Annotated in this window: 16 protein-coding genes and 1 tRNA gene; 2 read left to right on the top strand and 15 right to left on the bottom strand. The window is 65.6% G+C overall.

Annotated features, from left to right (window positions below; genetic code table 11):
• Window positions 1-51: 51 nt before the first annotated feature.
• Window positions 52-143: transfer RNA gene (locus YP76_RS03155), tRNA-Ser, on the bottom strand.
• A 229-nt stretch (window positions 144-372) separates the two neighbouring features.
• Between YP76_RS03155 and YP76_RS03150 the strand changes: the two genes are divergently transcribed.
• A complete protein-coding gene (locus tag YP76_RS03150; RefSeq protein WP_046762124.1) occupies window positions 373-1,185 on the top strand; it encodes a DUF1134 domain-containing protein in 813 nt (270 codons plus the stop codon).
• A 6-nt stretch (window positions 1,186-1,191) separates the two neighbouring features.
• On the opposite strand, the gene dinB is transcribed toward YP76_RS03150, so the two are convergent.
• The 3 genes from dinB to YP76_RS03135 form a co-directional block, all read right to left on the bottom strand.
• Window positions 1,192-2,274: a DNA polymerase IV gene (dinB, locus tag YP76_RS03145; protein WP_046762123.1), complete on the bottom strand. Its 1,083-nt coding sequence runs from the start codon at window positions 2,272-2,274 to the stop codon at window positions 1,192-1,194.
• A 65-nt stretch (window positions 2,275-2,339) separates the two neighbouring features.
• Window positions 2,340-2,864, bottom strand: a complete 525-nt coding sequence (locus YP76_RS03140; RefSeq protein ID WP_046762122.1) for a YceD family protein — start codon at window positions 2,862-2,864, stop codon at window positions 2,340-2,342.
• Window positions 2,861-3,376 (bottom strand): ubiquinol-cytochrome C chaperone family protein, encoded by a 516-nt coding sequence (locus YP76_RS03135; protein WP_046762121.1) that lies wholly within the window; start codon window positions 3,374-3,376, stop codon window positions 2,861-2,863. Before YP76_RS03135 ends, YP76_RS03140 begins: the two co-directional genes overlap by 4 nt.
• 140 nt (window positions 3,377-3,516) lie before the next feature.
• On the opposite strand from YP76_RS03135, the gene YP76_RS03130 reads away from it, so the two are divergent.
• A complete protein-coding gene (locus YP76_RS03130; RefSeq protein ID WP_046762120.1) occupies window positions 3,517-4,032 on the top strand; it encodes an outer membrane protein assembly factor BamE in 516 nt (171 codons plus the stop codon).
• On the opposite strand, the gene YP76_RS03125 is transcribed toward YP76_RS03130, so the two are convergent.
• The 11 genes from YP76_RS03125 to YP76_RS03075 all read right to left on the bottom strand — a co-directional run bounded on the left by YP76_RS03125 (window position 4,019) and on the right by YP76_RS03075 (window position 16,159).
• Entirely contained in the window at window positions 4,019-4,930 is a 912-nt protein-coding gene (locus YP76_RS03125) for an NAD-dependent epimerase/dehydratase family protein (RefSeq protein WP_084733001.1), read from the bottom strand. The genes YP76_RS03130 and YP76_RS03125 overlap by 14 nt on opposite strands.
• Window positions 4,927-5,910: an ATP-grasp domain-containing protein gene (locus tag YP76_RS03120; RefSeq protein ID WP_046762119.1), complete on the bottom strand. Its 984-nt coding sequence runs from the start codon at window positions 5,908-5,910 to the stop codon at window positions 4,927-4,929. Before YP76_RS03120 ends, YP76_RS03125 begins: the two co-directional genes overlap by 4 nt.
• Window positions 5,907-6,623: a metallophosphoesterase family protein gene (locus tag YP76_RS03115; RefSeq protein ID WP_046762118.1), complete on the bottom strand. Its 717-nt coding sequence runs from the start codon at window positions 6,621-6,623 to the stop codon at window positions 5,907-5,909. The genes YP76_RS03120 and YP76_RS03115 overlap by 4 nt, the downstream gene beginning before the upstream one ends.
• Before the next feature lie 63 nt (window positions 6,624-6,686).
• Window positions 6,687-7,820 carry a glycosyltransferase family 4 protein gene (locus YP76_RS03110; protein ID WP_046762117.1) on the bottom strand — a complete coding sequence of 378 codons (1,134 nt, stop codon included), beginning with the start codon at window positions 7,818-7,820 and terminating at the stop codon, window positions 6,687-6,689.
• A 1-nt stretch (window position 7,821) separates the two neighbouring features.
• Window positions 7,822-8,685 carry a sulfotransferase domain-containing protein gene (locus tag YP76_RS03105; RefSeq protein ID WP_046762116.1) on the bottom strand — a complete coding sequence of 288 codons (864 nt, stop codon included), beginning with the start codon at window positions 8,683-8,685 and terminating at the stop codon, window positions 7,822-7,824.
• Window positions 8,682-9,842, bottom strand: coding sequence for a glycosyltransferase family 4 protein (locus tag YP76_RS03100; protein WP_232307427.1), 1,161 nt, complete (start codon window positions 9,840-9,842; stop codon window positions 8,682-8,684). The genes YP76_RS03105 and YP76_RS03100 overlap by 4 nt, the downstream gene beginning before the upstream one ends.
• A 109-nt stretch (window positions 9,843-9,951) precedes the next feature.
• Window positions 9,952-11,178, bottom strand: coding sequence for an outer membrane beta-barrel protein (locus YP76_RS03095; RefSeq protein ID WP_046762114.1), 1,227 nt, complete (start codon window positions 11,176-11,178; stop codon window positions 9,952-9,954).
• A complete protein-coding gene (locus tag YP76_RS03090; protein WP_046762113.1) occupies window positions 11,178-11,753 on the bottom strand; it encodes a polysaccharide biosynthesis/export family protein in 576 nt (191 codons plus the stop codon). The genes YP76_RS03095 and YP76_RS03090 overlap by 1 nt, the downstream gene beginning before the upstream one ends.
• Window positions 11,754-11,913: 160 nt before the next feature.
• On the bottom strand, window positions 11,914-12,753 hold the full coding sequence (locus YP76_RS03085; RefSeq protein ID WP_232307426.1) for a sulfotransferase: 840 nt from the start codon (window positions 12,751-12,753) through the stop codon (window positions 11,914-11,916).
• A 19-nt stretch (window positions 12,754-12,772) separates the two neighbouring features.
• Window positions 12,773-13,993 (bottom strand): DegT/DnrJ/EryC1/StrS family aminotransferase, encoded by a 1,221-nt coding sequence (locus YP76_RS03080; RefSeq protein WP_232307425.1) that lies wholly within the window; start codon window positions 13,991-13,993, stop codon window positions 12,773-12,775.
• 15 nt (window positions 13,994-14,008) lie between these two features.
• Window positions 14,009-16,159, bottom strand: a complete 2,151-nt coding sequence (locus YP76_RS03075; RefSeq protein ID WP_046762110.1) for a polysaccharide biosynthesis protein — start codon at window positions 16,157-16,159, stop codon at window positions 14,009-14,011.
• Window positions 16,160-16,468: the final 309 nt, after the last annotated feature.

The following is a 16,468-nucleotide window of genomic DNA, read 5'->3' as shown; positions in this document are numbered from 1 at the left end:
GGTACATGCGGGCCTTTCAGCGAGAGGCGTGAACGGGAATGGATAGAAAGGTGGCGGAGACGGAGGGATTCGAACCCTCGGTAGCCCCTTAAGGCTACGACGGTTTAGCAAACCGCTGGTTTCAGCCACTCACCCACGTCTCCGCACGAATTTGCCCATCGGGAAGATGAGCAGTGGCTAGGTGTCGGCCTATAGCGGTGGCTTTCGTCCATGGCAACGGTCCTTCGCCACGAAAATTTGCGGGTTTTGGCGAAAAGGGATTCGGACTGGCGCGGAATCGACTCGGGTCGCCGTTCGTTCATTGTCGTTTCAGCTTGTTCCCCGATAATCTGGGCGATCATCAAGTGGCGGGCCTTTTCGGGAGTATCGGGCATGATCGGGATAGTGGGGCGGGTATCCAGCCGCGTGGCGCGAGCCGGAGCGCTGGCGGCTGCGCTGGCCGGAATGACGCTGGCGCCGGTCGCGGCGCAGGCGCAGGTGCGTACGGTCGATCCCAATGCGGCGATCGATTCAGACCTGGCGCCGCCGCCGCAACAGGGCAGCACACCGACCGAGCCAGGCGTCGACAACAGCGTTCAGCCGGGCACCAGCTATCCGGCGGACAATGGCGCGGCCTCCACGGCTGCACCCGCCGGAACGGGAGCGACGGCAACCGGTGCGCCGGTCACGGCCAATTCGCCGCCAGCCGCCATCTCGCCGGGCGATTCCTATCAGCAGGACGACCTGATCGGCGCGGCCGAGGGCGTGTTCGGCAAGGGGGCGGAAGGCCTGGCCGGAATCATCGAGAAGATCCTCAAGGACCAGGGGCGTCCCAATGCCTATATCGCCGGGCGTGAAGCCTCCGGCGCGTTCGTCGTCGGGCTGCGCTACGGTTCGGGGACGCTCAACCACAAGATCGAGGGCAAGCGCGAGGTTTACTGGACCGGGCCGTCCATCGGCTTCGACGTCGGCGGCAATGCGGCCAATACCTTCGTGCTGGTCTATAATCTCTACGATACCCAGGACCTCTACCACCGCTTCCCGGCGGCGGAAGGCACCGCCTATCTGGTAGGCGGCTTCACCGCCAGCTATCTGCGCTGGGGCAGCGTCGTGCTGATCCCGATCCGGCTGGGCGTGGGATATCGGCTGGGGGTCAATGCGGGCTATATGAAGTTCACCGAAAAGCGGAACTGGCTGCCCTTCTGATCGGTGTCAGAGGGAGAGGCTGAGCTGTTCGCCGGTCTCTCCCTCCGGTTCCTCATGATCGAGATTGTGCACGCCCAGCCCCAGCAGCCGGGCGCCCATGCGCAGCGGCAGTTGCGCCCGCAGCAGCGCCCGCCCGGTCTCCCCCAGCACATCGGGTGAGCGCACCGGCCCCGCGAAACTTTTCGACCGGGTGATGATCCGGAAATCCGCGAACTTGACCTTGAGCACCACCGTCCGTCCATAGGCGCCGCTCTTTTCGATCCGGCCCCAGAGATTCTCGGCGATCCGGTCGATTTCGGAAATCAGCGCATCCTCGGTGAGAAGATCGTCGAAGAAGGTATCCTCGACGCTCACCGATTTGCGCTCCTGCCGCTCATGGACCGGGCGGTCGTCCTCACCGCGCGAGGCGCGATAATAGAACAGCGCTGCGCTGCCGAAATGCTGCTGGAGAACGGCAAGCTCCCGTGCCCTGAGGTCCGCGCCCGTCTCTATGCCCAGCGCCAGCATCCGCTTTGCCGTCACCGGCCCCACGCCATGGATACGGCGCACCGGCATCTTCGCGATGAAGGCCGCCCCGTCCTGCGGCCGGACGACGCAGATGCCGTCGGGCTTGTTCTGATCGGAGGCAAGCTTGGCGATCAGCTTGTTGTACGACACGCCTGCCGAGGCGGTAAGGCCTGTTTCCTCCCGGATCATCCGGCGGATTTCCTCGGCAATGCAGGTCGCGGACGCGATGCCCGGCTTGTTCGCCGTGACATCGAGATAGGCTTCGTCGAGCGACAATGGCTGGATGATGTCGGTGAAGCGCGAGAAAATCTCCCTTACCTGCGCCGACACCGCGCGATAGACTTCGAAACGCGGCCTGACGAACAGCAGGTCGGGGCAAAGCCGCCGTGCGCGCGCTCCCGGCATGGCGGAGCGGACGCCGAATTTACGCGCTTCATAACTGGCGGTGGCGACGACGCCCCGCGGACCGCCGCCGCCCACGGCCAACGCCTTGCCCCGCAACGAGGGATCGTCGCGCTGCTCGACCGACGCATAAAAGGCATCCATGTCGATATGGATGATCTTGCGCGGCGGTCCTTCCATGGTTCCCGCTTATGCCACAGGGCAGAACGGAAGGGAAACACCCCGGATCGGCTAAGCGCGCGGGCTCATTTCCTGTCCTTGAGCGACAGCAGGGCGGCGAAGGGGCTGGCCTGTTCCTCGGTCAGCACTCCGGCCTCGCGCAACAGGCTGTCGGCCTCGGGCGAGCGGGGATAGGGGGTCATGGCCAGCGCCACCGTCTCCGCCACGGCCTCCCCCATGTCGATGACCAGGCCGTCATAGCCGATGGTGTCGCAATCCTCGGCATCCAGTTCCAGTTCGTCGCCTTCGGGCGCTTCCGTGCCTTCCTTGACGAAGCGGAGCAGGAAATCGGTATCGACCGTCTCCGGCACCGGCACGCCGGTCGCGACGCAGGGCTGCGCCAGCGCCGCGCGCACGCGACCGCGGGCGAAGATCGCGCCATTCTCCTCGCTCAACGCATAATCCGCCTCCAGCCGGTCAAGGGCGAGCAGATGGAAGCGCTTGGCCAGCGCCTCGCGCTCGGCGGCATCGGCGGTGATCGTCACCGGCTGGGCATGACGGGCGAGCTGGTCGACCCGCACGGGCCGGGAAAATTCGCTACTGTTGGTCATCCAAGGTCTCCGGCGATCAGCGCGTCGCGGCTGAGGCAACCCAGCCGCACCCAGCGCGCACGCAGATGCGATTCGACATGGGCGATCGCGTCGGCCGGCGGCGTCTGGCCGCGATAGAGGTTACGCGTCAATGCTTCCGCAAAATCTCCCTCGCCCGCCAGTGCCTCGCGATAGGCCGACAGGCGCCCACCCAACGCGCTCACCATCCGGCCGATATGCTTGCCGACGACGACATCGCCAATCCCCTCCTGCCGGAGCTGGCCGTCCATGTCGTCGACGAACAATTCGGTCAGCCACACGCTTTCCTGCTGCCCGTCCAGCGCCTCCAGCCGCATCAACACCTGCGCCAGGATCGCGACGATCATGTCGAACCGGCCGTCCATCGTGTCGGGAACCTGCCCCTCGACATACCAATGGGGCTGGCGACCCTCCACCACGATGGCGTTGTAGAGGGGGCGCATCGCGTCCTTGGGGTCGCTTTGGGCGAACAGACGCTGGAAGATGCTGGGCATGACGAGAGAGTTTCCTGGCTGAACCGAAAGGCGGCCCCTTGCCGAGGCCCCTGCATTTCCATATTGATCGGCCAGCCGCCCGATGCAATGGCGGCTTTGTTTTTCGGCACGGTCCGGGGTTTCCCCCGCAGGAGAAGTTGATGCGCCAGTTCAGCCGCCAATCCCGCAGCGGGCGGATTTTGCTTGGCGCAAGCCTTTGTGCGCTACTGCTCGGTGCGTCGGGCTGCACGCGCATCCGAACCCATCAGGGCTATCAGGTCGACAAGCTGCTGGTCGATTCGGTCCAGCCGGGCATCGATAACCGCGCCTCGGTCGAAGGCACGCTGGGCCGCCCCAGCTTCACCGCGCAGTTCGGCGACCAGGACTGGTATTATGTGTCGCGCGACATGCGCGCACTCGCCTTTTCCAACCCCAAGCCTGTGTCCCAGACGGTGCTGCATGTCCGCTTCGACGCGGCGGGCAATGTCGTTGCGGTCGATCGCATGGGGTTGGAGCAGGTCGCGAAAATTTCTCCCTCAGGCGACAAGACCCCGACGCTGGGCCGCCATCGCAGCCTGTTCGACGAGATTTTCGGCAATATCGGCGCGGTCGGTGCTGGCGGAATGGGCGGCGGCGGAGGCGGCAGCAACACCGGCGGCGGCCCTAACGGGAGCTGATCGGGCGCTCGGCTCGACCGGGAAGGTCCAATCCGTCAAGCATGGCGCTTAGGCCTTTCGCGAGGGGCATGGGCCGATAGCCATGCCGGCGCAGGCGATCGATATTGAGCGCAGGGAAGCCCCAATCCTCCTCGCCCGTCGTTTCACGACGGATCACGGCGCCGCTTTGCCGGGCCAGCAGGTCGGCCAGCTCCGCTACGGTCGTGCGCACGCCGCTGCCGACGTTGAACGGACCGCTTGCGCCGCTCTCCAGCAGCAGCAGCAGCGCCTGCACCACGTCATCGACCGCAACCAGGTCCGATCCGAACTGGCCTTCACCATGCACGCCGATGGTCCCGCCTGCCGCCGCCCGCACCATGGCGGCCAGCGCGCCGCCATGCTGGCCCGGTCCATAGACCGAACCCAGCCGCAGGGTCTGGAGCATCATCCCGCTCGTCCGGCAGCATTCCGCCGCGTAGATTTCCTGAAGGATCTTCGACCCCAGATAATAGCCGCGACTGCCTGGGAAGAGCGGGGCATTCTCGTCCGGCGGAACGGCCGTAGGGGCATAGGCATTGGCGCTGCCGGCATGCATCACCCGGCCCACCCCGTCCCGGACAGCCGCCTCCACCAGATGCAGCGTGCCAAGCGCATTGACCCGCCAGCACCGCACCGCTTCCACCGGATCGCGATGGTCGGTCGGAATATGCGCCGCCAGATGGATAAGCGCGGAACAACCCTTCAGATCGGCCGATCCGATGCCGGGCGCCGCCAGATCGAGGTAACGCCATTCATCCCCCTCCCCCGCCGGACGTTGCCGGGAGAGATGGCGGATACGATAGCCGCGCAGCCGCGCAGCCTCGGCAAAATGGCGGCCGATGAACCCCGAGCCGCCGGTCAGGGCCAGCAACGGCTTCACCGCACCGCGTCGATCCGTTCCTGCGACACGAAGATTTCGTCCAGATAACGCAGGATAGTGCCGGAGCGGACCGGCGGCTGGACGATCGGCGTGCCATGGAGCAGCTTGCGCACGCACATTTCGACCTCATTGAAGCCCGCCAGCGCGCGCAGTGGCGTGGTGCCGGAAAAACGCGCGTTGATTTCAAACACGCGAGGAATGCCCCGGTCGTCCAACCGGAACTGGAAATTGGCCGGGCCATGGGGTTGCAGCGCCCGGCCCAGCACACGGACCTTGGCGTTCAGTTCGGGATAATCGCCGGTATAGGCGCGGTAGGTGTTTCCGTCGCGCAGGTCGCGACGCATCACGATCGACGCCTGGACCTCGCCGTCGAAGACCAGCGTGCTGGCGGTATATTCACACTCCGGATCACCCACGCACTCCTGCACGACGAGGCCGCAGCGTCCTTCCAACGCCTGCGTCAGTTCATCCCGGTCACGAACCAGCGACACACCGACCGAGCGCGCGCCGACGCGAGGCTTCACGACAAGCGGAAAACCGACGCTCTCGACCAGCGCCCGCACCATTTCCTCCTCATCGCCGCTTGCCGAGGCGGGGTGCGGCAGACCGACGCTTTCGAAGAAGCGCGCGGTTTCCAGCTTGTCGTCGGCAATCGCGACCACGCGCGGATCGCTGACCAGCACATGGGTGCGGAACAGCGCCTCGAGCCGATGGCGCTCGGCAGCGAAATAGGAAAGTTCGACATCGGTCCCGACCAGCACGGCATCCGGCCGTTCACGGTCGAGCAGTTCGTGGATATGGTCGCCAAAGGCCGGATCGTTCGCGAAGGGCAGGCGATAGGCGGTATTCGCCCAAAAGAGGCCCGCGGATAACGGATTGGGGTCCGCCGCGATCACGCTGCAATCCAGCGTCGATTGCCGCAGCGATTTGATGATGCCCTGCCCCAGGACGGCGCCTGCGCCCGTGACCAATATCTTCATGCGAAAAACCGGCAGAGCCGCTCCTGCGTGGCGGCGGACAGGGTGGTGGCGCGGATGGCGTGCATCTGATCCTCCGGGTCAAAGTCAATGTCGCGCGATTCCACGGTCACACAATCTCCCCTGATTTCGATCATCGCCCATTTCGGGGTCCGGTCGCGCTCATCCCGGGGCTGACCCAGCGAACCCAGGGTGAAGATGGTGGCGGCGGTGCAATCATAGCGGCGCTGCCGGTGGACATGGCCGAACAAGCCATAGAGAAACCCCCGCACCGCGACCATCTCCGCCGCCTCCTCCGCATCCTGGGCCGAACGGATATAGCGCCAGTCGCCATAAGCGAACGGGTTGGCATGGGCAGCGAATAATGGTCCGGTCGACCAGCTTTCCCGCCAGTCGAAGCCGTTCATGCTGCCCGCCGGTATATGGGCGGCCGTCCAGTCGACGCTTTCGCGCAGCCAGTCGGCCAGATCCGCCCGATAGGCTTCCCCCATGGGTGAAGACCGATACAGCAGATCATGGTTGCCGCTGATCAGGATGGCATGGTCGCGCGCCACCGCACCGTGCACCAGTTCCAGCGTTTCCAGCGGCTGCACGCCGTAGGTCAACAGGTCGCCCATGATCAGCATCGCGTCGAAGCCCTCCCTGCGCGCGGCGGTCAATGCGAGTTGCAGCGGGTGGCTCGCCGCGTGAATATCCGTCAGGGCCGCGATGCGCATGGTCCAGCTTCCAGAGCGGTTCGGATCATAGGGGTAGCATGAATGGAAAGGCGGCAGGCCGTGTCAGGCGGGTATATCCCTAATCGCCGCACCGCTCATCCGGCGGTGCCTTCGCCCCCTGGGCCGCAGTTGATCATAAAGGGCGAGATGCGCGGCGGCGCAATTTTCGATCGAAAAGCGGCGGGCGGTCCGCAGCGCACCCTGGGACAAGGCCGCATAGCGATCATCGTCGCTCACTATTCCCACGATCGCCTGTGCCAGGGTGGCAGGATCGGAAGGCGGGACCAGTTCGCCGTTGACCCCCGGCACGACCATTTCGCGATTGCCCGCCACCTGCGTCGCGACGATGGGCAGGCCGCTCATCGCCGCCTCGATCAGCGCGATGGGGAACCCTTCCCAGAGCGAGCAGTTCACGAACAGGTCGGCCTGGCGCATCAATGTGTCGACGTCGTCGCGCACGCCCAGGAGCGCGACGGGTGCGTCGGCGATCCCGGCCTTGAGCTGGTCGAGCATCGGCCCGCCGCCGGCGATGCTGAAGCGGGCGGTACGGCCTTGGGCAGCGAGCGCGCGTACAGCCAGATGCGCCGCCTGAGCGAGCGTCGGATAATCCTTCTGCTCCGACACGGTCCCGACAGCCAGGATGGTGGGGTCCTGCGCGGATTTCCGGCGCGCCGCCGCCGCCCGGAAGCGGGTATTGGCGGCATTCTCGATCCGGTGAACCGGCTTTCGCACATGCCCTTTCAGCAGAGCCGCGCACTGGTCGCTGATCGCGACATAGGCGTCCACGATCGGGTCGAAGAAGCGGAAAGCCGCAGGTGGGAAGGACAGACGGCTGTTATGGTGGGTCAGCACCACCGGCACGCCCGGCATAGCGAGCGCGACCAACGGCAGGGCGCGGGCGGTATGGGCATGGATCACGTCGGGCCGAAACGATCGCAGCGCCCGACGCAGCGCCAGCGTTCCCCCGATCCAGTTGTTCCGGTTCGCCTGCCCCAGCGAAAATGCCCTGGCTCCGGCTTGCCGGATGCGCTGCATCATCATGGCTTCGGTCTGCGCGGCATTGCCGACCTGCGCCGCGTCGCTGAGCGCCAGCACGGCCGCGTCATGACCCGTTCCGGCAAAAGCCTCCGCCAGATTGCAGACCAGCATTTCGGCGCCGCCCGAGGTGAAGCTGGTGATGATCGAACAGATGCGCATGTCAGCAAACCAGATCGACGCCCGTGGCGGCAAGCAGGTCGAGCGCGCGAGGCGACAATTCGGCGCGGCACCGTTCAAGCACCAGATCGGCCTGATCGGCGCTCAACCATTGGCCGAAGGTCCCCGCCTTGCCGCTGCGCATGCGCAGGCTCTGATCGTCATTGCGGTCATAATCATGGCCGGGAATGCCGCCGTCGCGTTCCTTGTCGCGCATCCGGTCGAACTGCGCGGCGGCGACGGCGCGGGCGACGAGATCGCCCTTGGGCTCCACGCCCAGGAACGAGAGAATGGCCGTCACCGTCGGCACAGGTTCGGCCAGCATATGCTCATAGCTGATGAGATGGTGCGGCCGTCCCGCCAGTCCGTCCGCCCAGCCGTTCAGATAGCCGGTCAGCGCCGCCAGCCCATATTTGGGTTCATCCAGAAAATCCGCGATATCGCCCGCAAAGCTCTTCTTGTGGCGGGTCGCGTGAAAATAGGCGGACACGATGACGTCCCGCGGATCGCGGACCAGGAACAGGACGGGCCGATCGAGGAACAGCCGTTCTCGATAGGGCAGATGGCTCACGAGGACCGAAGGAAGCGCCACATCGCTGCGCCGCCCGACAAAGGCATCGATGCCGCGCACTGGATCGCGATCGAAATTGGGCAGCACCCGGAAGGTGGTGGTGAGGTCCGGCTCGAACCCCAGCCCTGCGCTTTCCGCGAAATAGCAGGAGAGCAGGTAACGCAGCCATGTCCGCCCGCTCTTGGGATAGGACACCAGAAAGGCATCGGCCCGCGCAGCGGCCAGACGCAGATGGGGTTCGTCCCGCAGGCGCCGCCGCATCGCCCGCGCAAAGCCCTTCAGCGACAGCATGTTCATGATCCAACCCTCACGCGATGATGATCCAGAACAGCGACGATGACCGACTGCCAGCGGGCGAGCACCTGGTCATGCCCGAACGTCGCCATGCGCCGCCGGGCTCCGTCACCCAGCGCCATGCGGCGCGGCGCGTCGTTGCAGAGCGAAGCGACGGCGTCGCCCAGCGCGGCGCTGTCGCCATTGGCCACCAGCAGGCCGCTCACCCCATGCTCGATCATTTCGGCCGGTCCCCACTGGCAGTCGAAGGCGATCACCGGCAGGCCCGCGCCCATGGCTTCGCCCACGACGATGCCCCACCCCTCGTAGCGGGAAGAGAGAACGAACAGGTCGGTCTCGCCGATCCACTCGCCCGGATGCCGGGTAACGCCGGGCAAGCTGACACGCTCTGCAAGACCAAGGCGATCGCGCTGTCGCTCCAGCGCGGCGCGTTCCGGCCCCTCGCCCCAGATCACCAGCTTCCAGTCGGGAATGCGCGGGGCCGCGCGGGCAAAGGCGGCAAGCAGCAGGTCGAAGCCCTTTTGCGGCACCAACCGGCCGACGGCGCCGATGATCCGTCCTTCTGGGCGGCGCTCTGCCAAACCGATCGCGGGGGGCACCGGGTTGGGGATGACCCAGCCCTTCACGTCCATGGCCGCGGTGAACCAGTCCATCGCTCCCTGCGTCATGGTGACGAGACCGACGGCCCGTGGATAGGTCATCCGCCGCAACCGGTCCCAGATCGGCCCGACGCGCTGGAGTGCAGGATTGTTGCGTTCCGACACGATCACCGGAATGCCAAGCGGGCGGGCGGCAAGGACCGACAGGATATTGGTGCGGGTGAGGAAGCTCACCACCAGTTCGGGCCGGACCCGCTTCAACGCCTGCTTGAGCAGTTGCAGCCGGCGCACCATCGCCAGCATGCCCGACGCCGCCGCGCGCCGGCGCGACTTCATCCCCAGACGGATGATCCGCACATCGGAATGATGGGGGTAATAGGGAGCGGTCGACGGGTCCTCGAACGCGATCAGGGTGACGGCCCAGCCCTGGGCCGCGCAATGGTTGCAGAGCAGGCTGACAATATGTTCCGACCCGCCCGCACCCAGCCCGGGAAGGACGAATGCGACATTGGGTGGCCTGGATGCCCTTACCAGCATGGCGGCGGAGTCCTGTATAATCACGCTGTTACGCCGGTGAGTGTCCGCGCCGCGCCACCCCAAGTCCATTGCGCGAAGGGGTTAGGGCCTGCCTCTTTGGGTGCCGCCGTCCCCGCTTGGGACGAGGGCAAGGTCAATAATGGAGCCGCAGCTCCAGCCCGGCACGGGTGCGGTCATAATCGTCCAGCGGGTCCGTGCTGTTGCGCTTCGACCAGCGGGCCGTCGCCGCCAGGGCGATGCGGCGGTTGAGCGCATATTCCAGTTCGCCCGTCACGCCATAGATTTTCTCGGTAAGCCCAGTGCCGAAATATTTGCTGCGGCGATAGACCAGACCCAGTTCACCGCGCAGATTGTGGCGGATTTCCTGCGACACGCCTAGCCGGAAGCGCATATCCTCGCGCGACTGCACGCCGGTCCGATAGGTGGCGACATTGCCGATGAAGCCGTCCAGCGTCAACGCCGTCCGCGGCTGGGGCGAATAGACGAGGCCGACCTGCGCCGACAGGCGGGTCCGCGCATCGATCCGGCTGTCCCTGGGATCGAAGCGATAGACGCCGACGGCCGCCTCCCCCCTGATCGTGCCACCGGGATCGATCGCAATGCCCGCGCGCCCGCCATAGGTGCGTGAATCCCGGTTCAATTCACCTGTTTGCGGCACCTGGCGGAAATCGCGCTTCGACACAAAGCCTTCGACAAAACCGTTCATGAGTGGCGACACGCGCAGCATCACGCGTGCCAGCGCGCCCAGATTGTCGAGATCACGATTGTCATCGATCGCCTTGGTGTAGCGGAAACGCGAAGCCGTGCCCCGCAGCATGAAGCCGATCCGGGCGCCCTGATGCGTATAGCCCAGTTCCCCCTCCAGCGCGTTGAGTTCGCGCGGGCCGATCGACGGTTGGGTGTTGCCTTCCGGTTCGCCGCGATCCTCTATGATATGCTGCCAACTGGCATCCGCCGACAGCTTGTCCGAAGTGGAGGGCGCCCAGTCGACACCGGCGGCGACCTTGCCGCCTTCCGCATTTTCGCTGCCATATTGGAAATAGCGACGGAAATCGCCCTCCGCGCGGGCGGTGAGGTCGATTGCGCCGCCCTTCCGGTTCAATTCGACATAAGGGCGCAGGACGGCACGGAAATCATCCTTCTCGCCAAAGGCCTGGGCGTAGATATTGCTGTCATATTCGATCCGCGCGATGCCGCCGATCTCCACCGTCGCACCGCCCAGCGTCAACGGCGTGGGCACGAACAGCGCTTCGGGCGCATCCAGCGCGGATGTGGGCGACTGGAGGTCCTGCGCCAATGCCGGACGGACGCCGAGGGTCAACAGGAACGCCGCAGCGGCGCCCGAAGCCATGCCGCGCATCAGAACCACTTCTCATAGATACGGACCGTGTCGCCTGGTTGGATCATGTCGCGCTCGCTGGCCCGGCCCACGACCTGACGGCCGTCGACCATGCGGGTGATGGCGACGTTGCCCTGCTCCGCCCGGAAGGTGTAACCGCCCGCGACCGAGACCGCCGCCAGCACCGACATGCCGGCGCGATACTGATATTCGCCGGGACTCTTCACCTCACCCAGCACATAGAAGGGACGCAGCCTGACCGGCTGGACGCTGACCGTGGGGGCGTTGAGCAACTGGCGCTGGGTGAGTTGCTGGGCGATACTGAGCTGCAATTCGGGCACCGTCTTGCCGCTGGCATCGACGTCGCCCAGGATCGGCAGGGAAATCTGGCCCCGATCGTTGATCGTATAGCTGCTGCTGCCCGGATCCTCGGCGGTAAGGCCGGGAATAGCCACGCGCACCTCATCGCCCGCCCCCAGCCGATAGGCGACGGTCGGGGCCGGCGGCAGGCTGGCAAGGCCCGAAGGCCCGCCGGAGCAGGCCGCCGTCACGGCAAAAAGGCCAAGGAAAAGACCATGATAAAGCCGGTTGCGCATCTGCGTCCCCTCTCGATTGGATGAGCGGAAGTTTAAGCCCTTCGGCTGATTCAAGCGCAGGCAATAACGGATCACGACCCAGCAAAAAGGAGCGAGGCGGACACCGCTTTCGGGGTGACTCAAAGGGGGGGTGGGCGGATGGCCACACGCGGCCCGCGATTCAGGCCGCCAGCCGCCGGTCCCGCTTCCAATGGTCGAGGTCACGGCCGATCAGGACCTCCAGATCCGCGATGTCGCTGGCATAATAGTCGACCATGCGCTGGCGGAGCGCGGCGGGCAGCGGCGGGTAGGCGATCTGGCGTGCGAACACCCCCCGCACCCGTTCGAACATCGGGTGACCGCGCAAGGGGCGAACCGCTTCCTTCAACGGCGCGAGCGCGGTGCGGACGGGCAGCGGCAGGAAACGCTCACTACTGTCGTTGCGCGGGTCGGCCCCCACCTGGGTCGAATAATGGCAAGGCGCGCCGATATGATCGCTGACGATGGCAACGGCGGCTTCCGGCGCGGCCTTCACCTCCTCGAACAGGAGGACCTTGATCTGCTCCGCGTCGAAATGGCCGAGCCAGCGGCGCAGGTGCCGGGCGTAGAGGCCGTCCTCCAGGAAACGCGGCTGGTCATTCGGACGGCCATCCAGATAATGTTCCGGCCCCTTGGTCACGGTGCCGCGGCGGAACAGCATCTTGTAATCGGAATAGGCACGGTCGACCGGGTTGCGCAGTTGCACCACCAGACGCGCATCCGGCAGGGCGGCGGCGAGGCGCGCGGCGGCATCGGGATGGGCGAGATAGTCGGCGGACTTTTCCCCCAATATCTGATCCGGCCGCGCCCCATCGAAAAAGCGGCGATAATGGTCGAGGCCACGCGCATGATCCTGGCTGAAGAAATGCGGCTCGGGCGCAGGCAGGTAGATCGCCGAATTGTCCTGAAGCTGGTTGTGGATCCAGGTCGTCGCGCCCTTCACGGCACCGATGATAACGAAATGCGGGAGGCGGTCGTTCATTATCTTCTGTCCTCTTTCGTCAGGATCCCAGCTCGGCCATCGCGATTTCCAGGCAGTTGGCGAGACGGTGCATGTCGTTTTCGTCCAGCAGATGGTCGACCGGAAAGGCGATGCTGCGACGGCCCATATCCTGCGCCACCGGCAGCGTGCCGTCGCGGCGCACGTCGACCGCCGCGAAGGCGGCCTCCCGCGTCATGTCGGCGCAGGAACCGCTGCCGACCGGCATGCCCATACGCGCCATGCGATCGATGATCGGCGCCGTCCCCGCCTCGTCCAGCCTGTCGGCCGCGACGGTGACGTAGAGCCGATAGAAGGCATGGCCGATATGATCCGGAATTGGCGGCACCTCGACTGCCGGATCGTTGTTCAACAGGGCCATCAGCACCTCCGCATTGCGACGACGGCGGGCGAGCCATGTGGGCAGCTTGACCAACTGCGCCCGGCCGATAGCGGCCTGCATCTCGGTCATGCGCCAATTGCTGCCGAAACTGTCGTGCAGATAGCGGAAGCCCCTGGCGGTCGGGGGGCTGAAATATTTGTCCGGATTCTTGCCATGGTCCTTATAGGCCCAGGCGCGTTTCCAACGGGCTTCGTCGCGCAGCAGGACCATGCCCCCCTCCCCGCCGGTCGACATGATCTTGTCGGTGCAGAAAGAGAAAGCTGCGGCATCGCCGAAGCCACCGACCGGGCGGCCATGCAGGGTCGCTCCATGAGCCTGGGCGCAATCCTCGATCAACCACAGCCCCCTCTCGTCGGCCAAGGCCCGCAGCGCCTTCATGTCGCAGGGCCACCCCGCCAGATGCACGCACAGGATCGCACGGCTTCGCGCCGTCAGCATTCGGCGCGCGGACTGCGGATCAATCGCGTTGCTGACCGGGTCGATGTCGGCAAAGACCGGCGTCGCACCCACCGCGACGATGCAGGCGGCGCTGGCGAAGAAGCTGCGCGACGGCAGGATGACTTCATCCCCTGGCCCGATTTCCAGAGCCCTGAGAGCCAGTTCCAGCGCGACCGTGCCATTGCTGACGGCGATGGCATGGGGAACCCCGCAAAAGGCCGCGAACTCCGCCTCGAACATCCGGGTCTGCTCGCCATGGATCATCGAATTGACCCGGCCGGTTTCGAGAATGCGCACCACCGCCGCCACCTCGTCCGCCTCGTGCTGCGGCCAGCGCAACTGCGGATTGTCGAGTGGGCTGAGGTGAAGCGGGATGGCGGCTTGGGCAGGTGCGGCTTGCATCATGGTCTCCCAGAATCAGGCGACGTCGCGCGGCAGAGGCGGGGCCGAAGGCAGCACGGCCTGGCTTTCCACCGGCCGCGGCATCATCAACAGCGTGTCGGAACTTTCCGCCGCCAGCCGCCGCAATATCTCGGCCCAGCGCGAACTGGCCGAGGCCGCGACCATCTCATGGGTCAGCCGCACCAGCTCATCCGCATCTCCCGCGGCGATCAGCCGGGCGAGCTGGCCGAATCCTTCCACCAGCAATTCCAGCGGGATCGGCGAGGGCATGGCCTCGAAGATGCCGGGAATGGCGCTTTCGATCTTGTCCTCCGACGTGTCGAACAGTTCCTCGAACAGCTTTTCGCCGGGACGAAGACCGATGAACTTGATCGGCACGTCGATCTCCGGTCGCAGCCCGGCCATGCGGATGACGCGGCGGGCGATCTCGACGATCTTCACGGGCTCGCCCATGTCGAGGACGAAGATGGTGCCGCGTTCCGAATCGGTCTCCAGCGCGCGGGCGCTGCTTTGCAGGATCAGCAACACCGCCTCCTGCACCGTCATGAAGAAGCGCTCGATATCCGGATGGGTGACGGTCAGCGGCTTGCCGTTCGCCAGTTGCTGCTGGAACAGCGGGATCAACGATCCGCTGGACCCCAGCACGTTGCCGAAGCGCACCGTCAGGAAGCGCGGGCTGTCGGGATCGCAACTGCCGATCAGGTCGAGCGCCTGACAGTAAAGCTCGCCCAGCCGCTTGGTCGCGCCCATCAGGCCGACGGGATTGACCGCCTTGTCGGTCGACACCTGGATCATCGCGCGGGCTTCGAACTCGCAGACGGCGTCGGCCACGTTGCGGGTGCCCAGGACGTTCGTATGGACGCCCGCACAGGGATTGGCCTCCACCATCGGCACATGCTTCAAGGCGGCGGCGTGGAAGACGATCTCCGGCCGACGCCGCTCGAACACCTGCCAGAGCGCAGGACGCTGGCGGATCGAGCAGAGTTCGGCATGGAAGCGGACGTGGGGGAATTTCTCCCGCGCCTCCATCTCTATGGCATAGAGATTATATTCGCTGTGATCGAGCAGCACGATCTCGACCGGCGCATAATAAGCGAGCTGACGCACCAGTTCGCCGCCGATCGTTCCCCCCGCCCCCGTCACCAGAATCCGCGCACCGGTGACGACGCGTTCGAGATAGCTGTGCTGCACGGTGATTTCCGGCCGGCCGAGCAGTTCCGCCAACGGCATCTTCTCGATCGCCATGCGATCGCCATGCATCGCTCCGTTCAGAGGCTGGGCGCTGGTCCAGGGATTGCGGAAACGCGAGACGACCAGATTTTCCTGCTCGGCCAGGCTGGCGATGCGCAGGATCTGCTGCCGGTCGAGCCGTTCGCTGCTCTCCTGCACCACAAGGCTGACCGGGCGTTTCCCCGCCCGGTCGAGATCGGCGACGATCTGCGGCAGCATGTCGGGCGACCCCAATATCGGTAGGCCGCCGAGATTCAGCCGCCGGTCATGCCCGTCGAAGGAGATGACGCCGACAATCTCCAGGCCCGATGCATCTGTCGGCACCAGGTCCGCCATCACCCGCGCCCAGTCGAGTTCGCCCAGCAGCAGGATGCGCCGCCGTGCCTGCACGGTCCGGCGCATGCGCGCCGATCGGACATGCTTGAACAATTCCCGCCTGACCGACCGGGCCGCGAGCAACAGGGCGACGGTCAGCGGCACGTCGACGGTCAGGAAGATCGTCATCACCCCACGCATCATCTTTTGCGGCGCGATCAGGCCCGCCGTGATCATCCAGATCAGCCAGCCGCTGACGAGCAGGCTGATCGCCAGCGAGAGTGCATCGCCGATCGATACGAAGCGCCAACTTTGCCGATAGGTGCCGATGGCGAACAGCACGGCCATATTGCCCCCGACGAACAGCGCCATGAACCAGGGGTCATACAAGGTCTGCGGCATGGCAAGGTCGGACAGGATGAGCCGCGACAGCGCAAAGCTGCCGAGCATGATCAGCCCGTCCAGCATCAGCACGATGGCGAGCCGCATCGCCCAAAAACGTGTGGGGCTCTGCATCGCGAATGTCCGCCCCATGGCCTCCAGCCGCAGCAGCAGGGGCACGCGGGGCGCATCCGGCGCGATCGGCGTTCCGTCCTGACTGGCTGGCGCGATGTCCCGCATCCCGATATCTCCGATCCATGATCCGGCGGAAAACGGGGGACCATCAGCCCCTCGCCAACCACCGGTGGCCATAAAGCTATCGAAACAGGCGGTTTCCGGTAATCGGTCGACCGGTCACTATCCTTTATCCCACCAACGGCCCCGGCGGGCGGACCGGTCCCCCTTATGGCTATGTCCCTTTCTCATTGGTGCCTGGACCTGGGCACCTGGTGACGCGGGCGCGCGCATTCCTGCCTCAAACGGGTAATCTACCGATGCACCGCCGGGTCGCGGCGCGCCCTGTGATACCTCCTTCCTTCGAGGGAGACT

This window comes from Sphingobium chungbukense (assembly GCF_001005725.1).
GTDB lineage: Bacteria > Pseudomonadota > Alphaproteobacteria > Sphingomonadales > Sphingomonadaceae > Sphingobium > Sphingobium chungbukense.
This window is presented reverse-complemented; position numbering and strand designations above follow the sequence as displayed.

What these genes read in the sequence shown, in the direction of transcription:
- YP76_RS03150 (WP_046762124.1), top strand. Translation starts at nt 373, where the DNA reads ATGATCGGGATAGTGGGGCGGGTATCCAGCCGCGTGGCGCGAGCCGGA.
- dinB (WP_046762123.1), bottom strand. Translation starts at nt 2,274, where the DNA reads ATGGAAGGACCGCCGCGCAAGATCATCCATATCGACATGGATGCCTTT.
- YP76_RS03140 (WP_046762122.1), bottom strand. Translation starts at nt 2,864, where the DNA reads ATGACCAACAGTAGCGAATTTTCCCGGCCCGTGCGGGTCGACCAGCTC.
- YP76_RS03135 (WP_046762121.1), bottom strand. Translation starts at nt 3,376, where the DNA reads ATGCCCAGCATCTTCCAGCGTCTGTTCGCCCAAAGCGACCCCAAGGAC.
- YP76_RS03130 (WP_046762120.1), top strand. Translation starts at nt 3,517, where the DNA reads ATGCGCCAGTTCAGCCGCCAATCCCGCAGCGGGCGGATTTTGCTTGGC.
- YP76_RS03120 (WP_046762119.1), bottom strand. Translation starts at nt 5,910, where the DNA reads ATGAAGATATTGGTCACGGGCGCAGGCGCCGTCCTGGGGCAGGGCATC.
- YP76_RS03115 (WP_046762118.1), bottom strand. Translation starts at nt 6,623, where the DNA reads ATGCGCATCGCGGCCCTGACGGATATTCACGCGGCGAGCCACCCGCTG.
- YP76_RS03110 (WP_046762117.1), bottom strand. Translation starts at nt 7,820, where the DNA reads ATGCGCATCTGTTCGATCATCACCAGCTTCACCTCGGGCGGCGCCGAA.
- YP76_RS03105 (WP_046762116.1), bottom strand. Translation starts at nt 8,685, where the DNA reads ATGAACATGCTGTCGCTGAAGGGCTTTGCGCGGGCGATGCGGCGGCGC.
- YP76_RS03095 (WP_046762114.1), bottom strand. Translation starts at nt 11,178, where the DNA reads ATGCGCGGCATGGCTTCGGGCGCCGCTGCGGCGTTCCTGTTGACCCTC.
- YP76_RS03090 (WP_046762113.1), bottom strand. Translation starts at nt 11,753, where the DNA reads ATGCGCAACCGGCTTTATCATGGTCTTTTCCTTGGCCTTTTTGCCGTG.
- YP76_RS03085 (WP_232307426.1), bottom strand. Translation starts at nt 12,753, where the DNA reads ATGAACGACCGCCTCCCGCATTTCGTTATCATCGGTGCCGTGAAGGGC.
- YP76_RS03080 (WP_232307425.1), bottom strand. Translation starts at nt 13,993, where the DNA reads ATGCAAGCCGCACCTGCCCAAGCCGCCATCCCGCTTCACCTCAGCCCA.
- YP76_RS03075 (WP_046762110.1), bottom strand. Translation starts at nt 16,159, where the DNA reads ATGCGGGACATCGCGCCAGCCAGTCAGGACGGAACGCCGATCGCGCCG.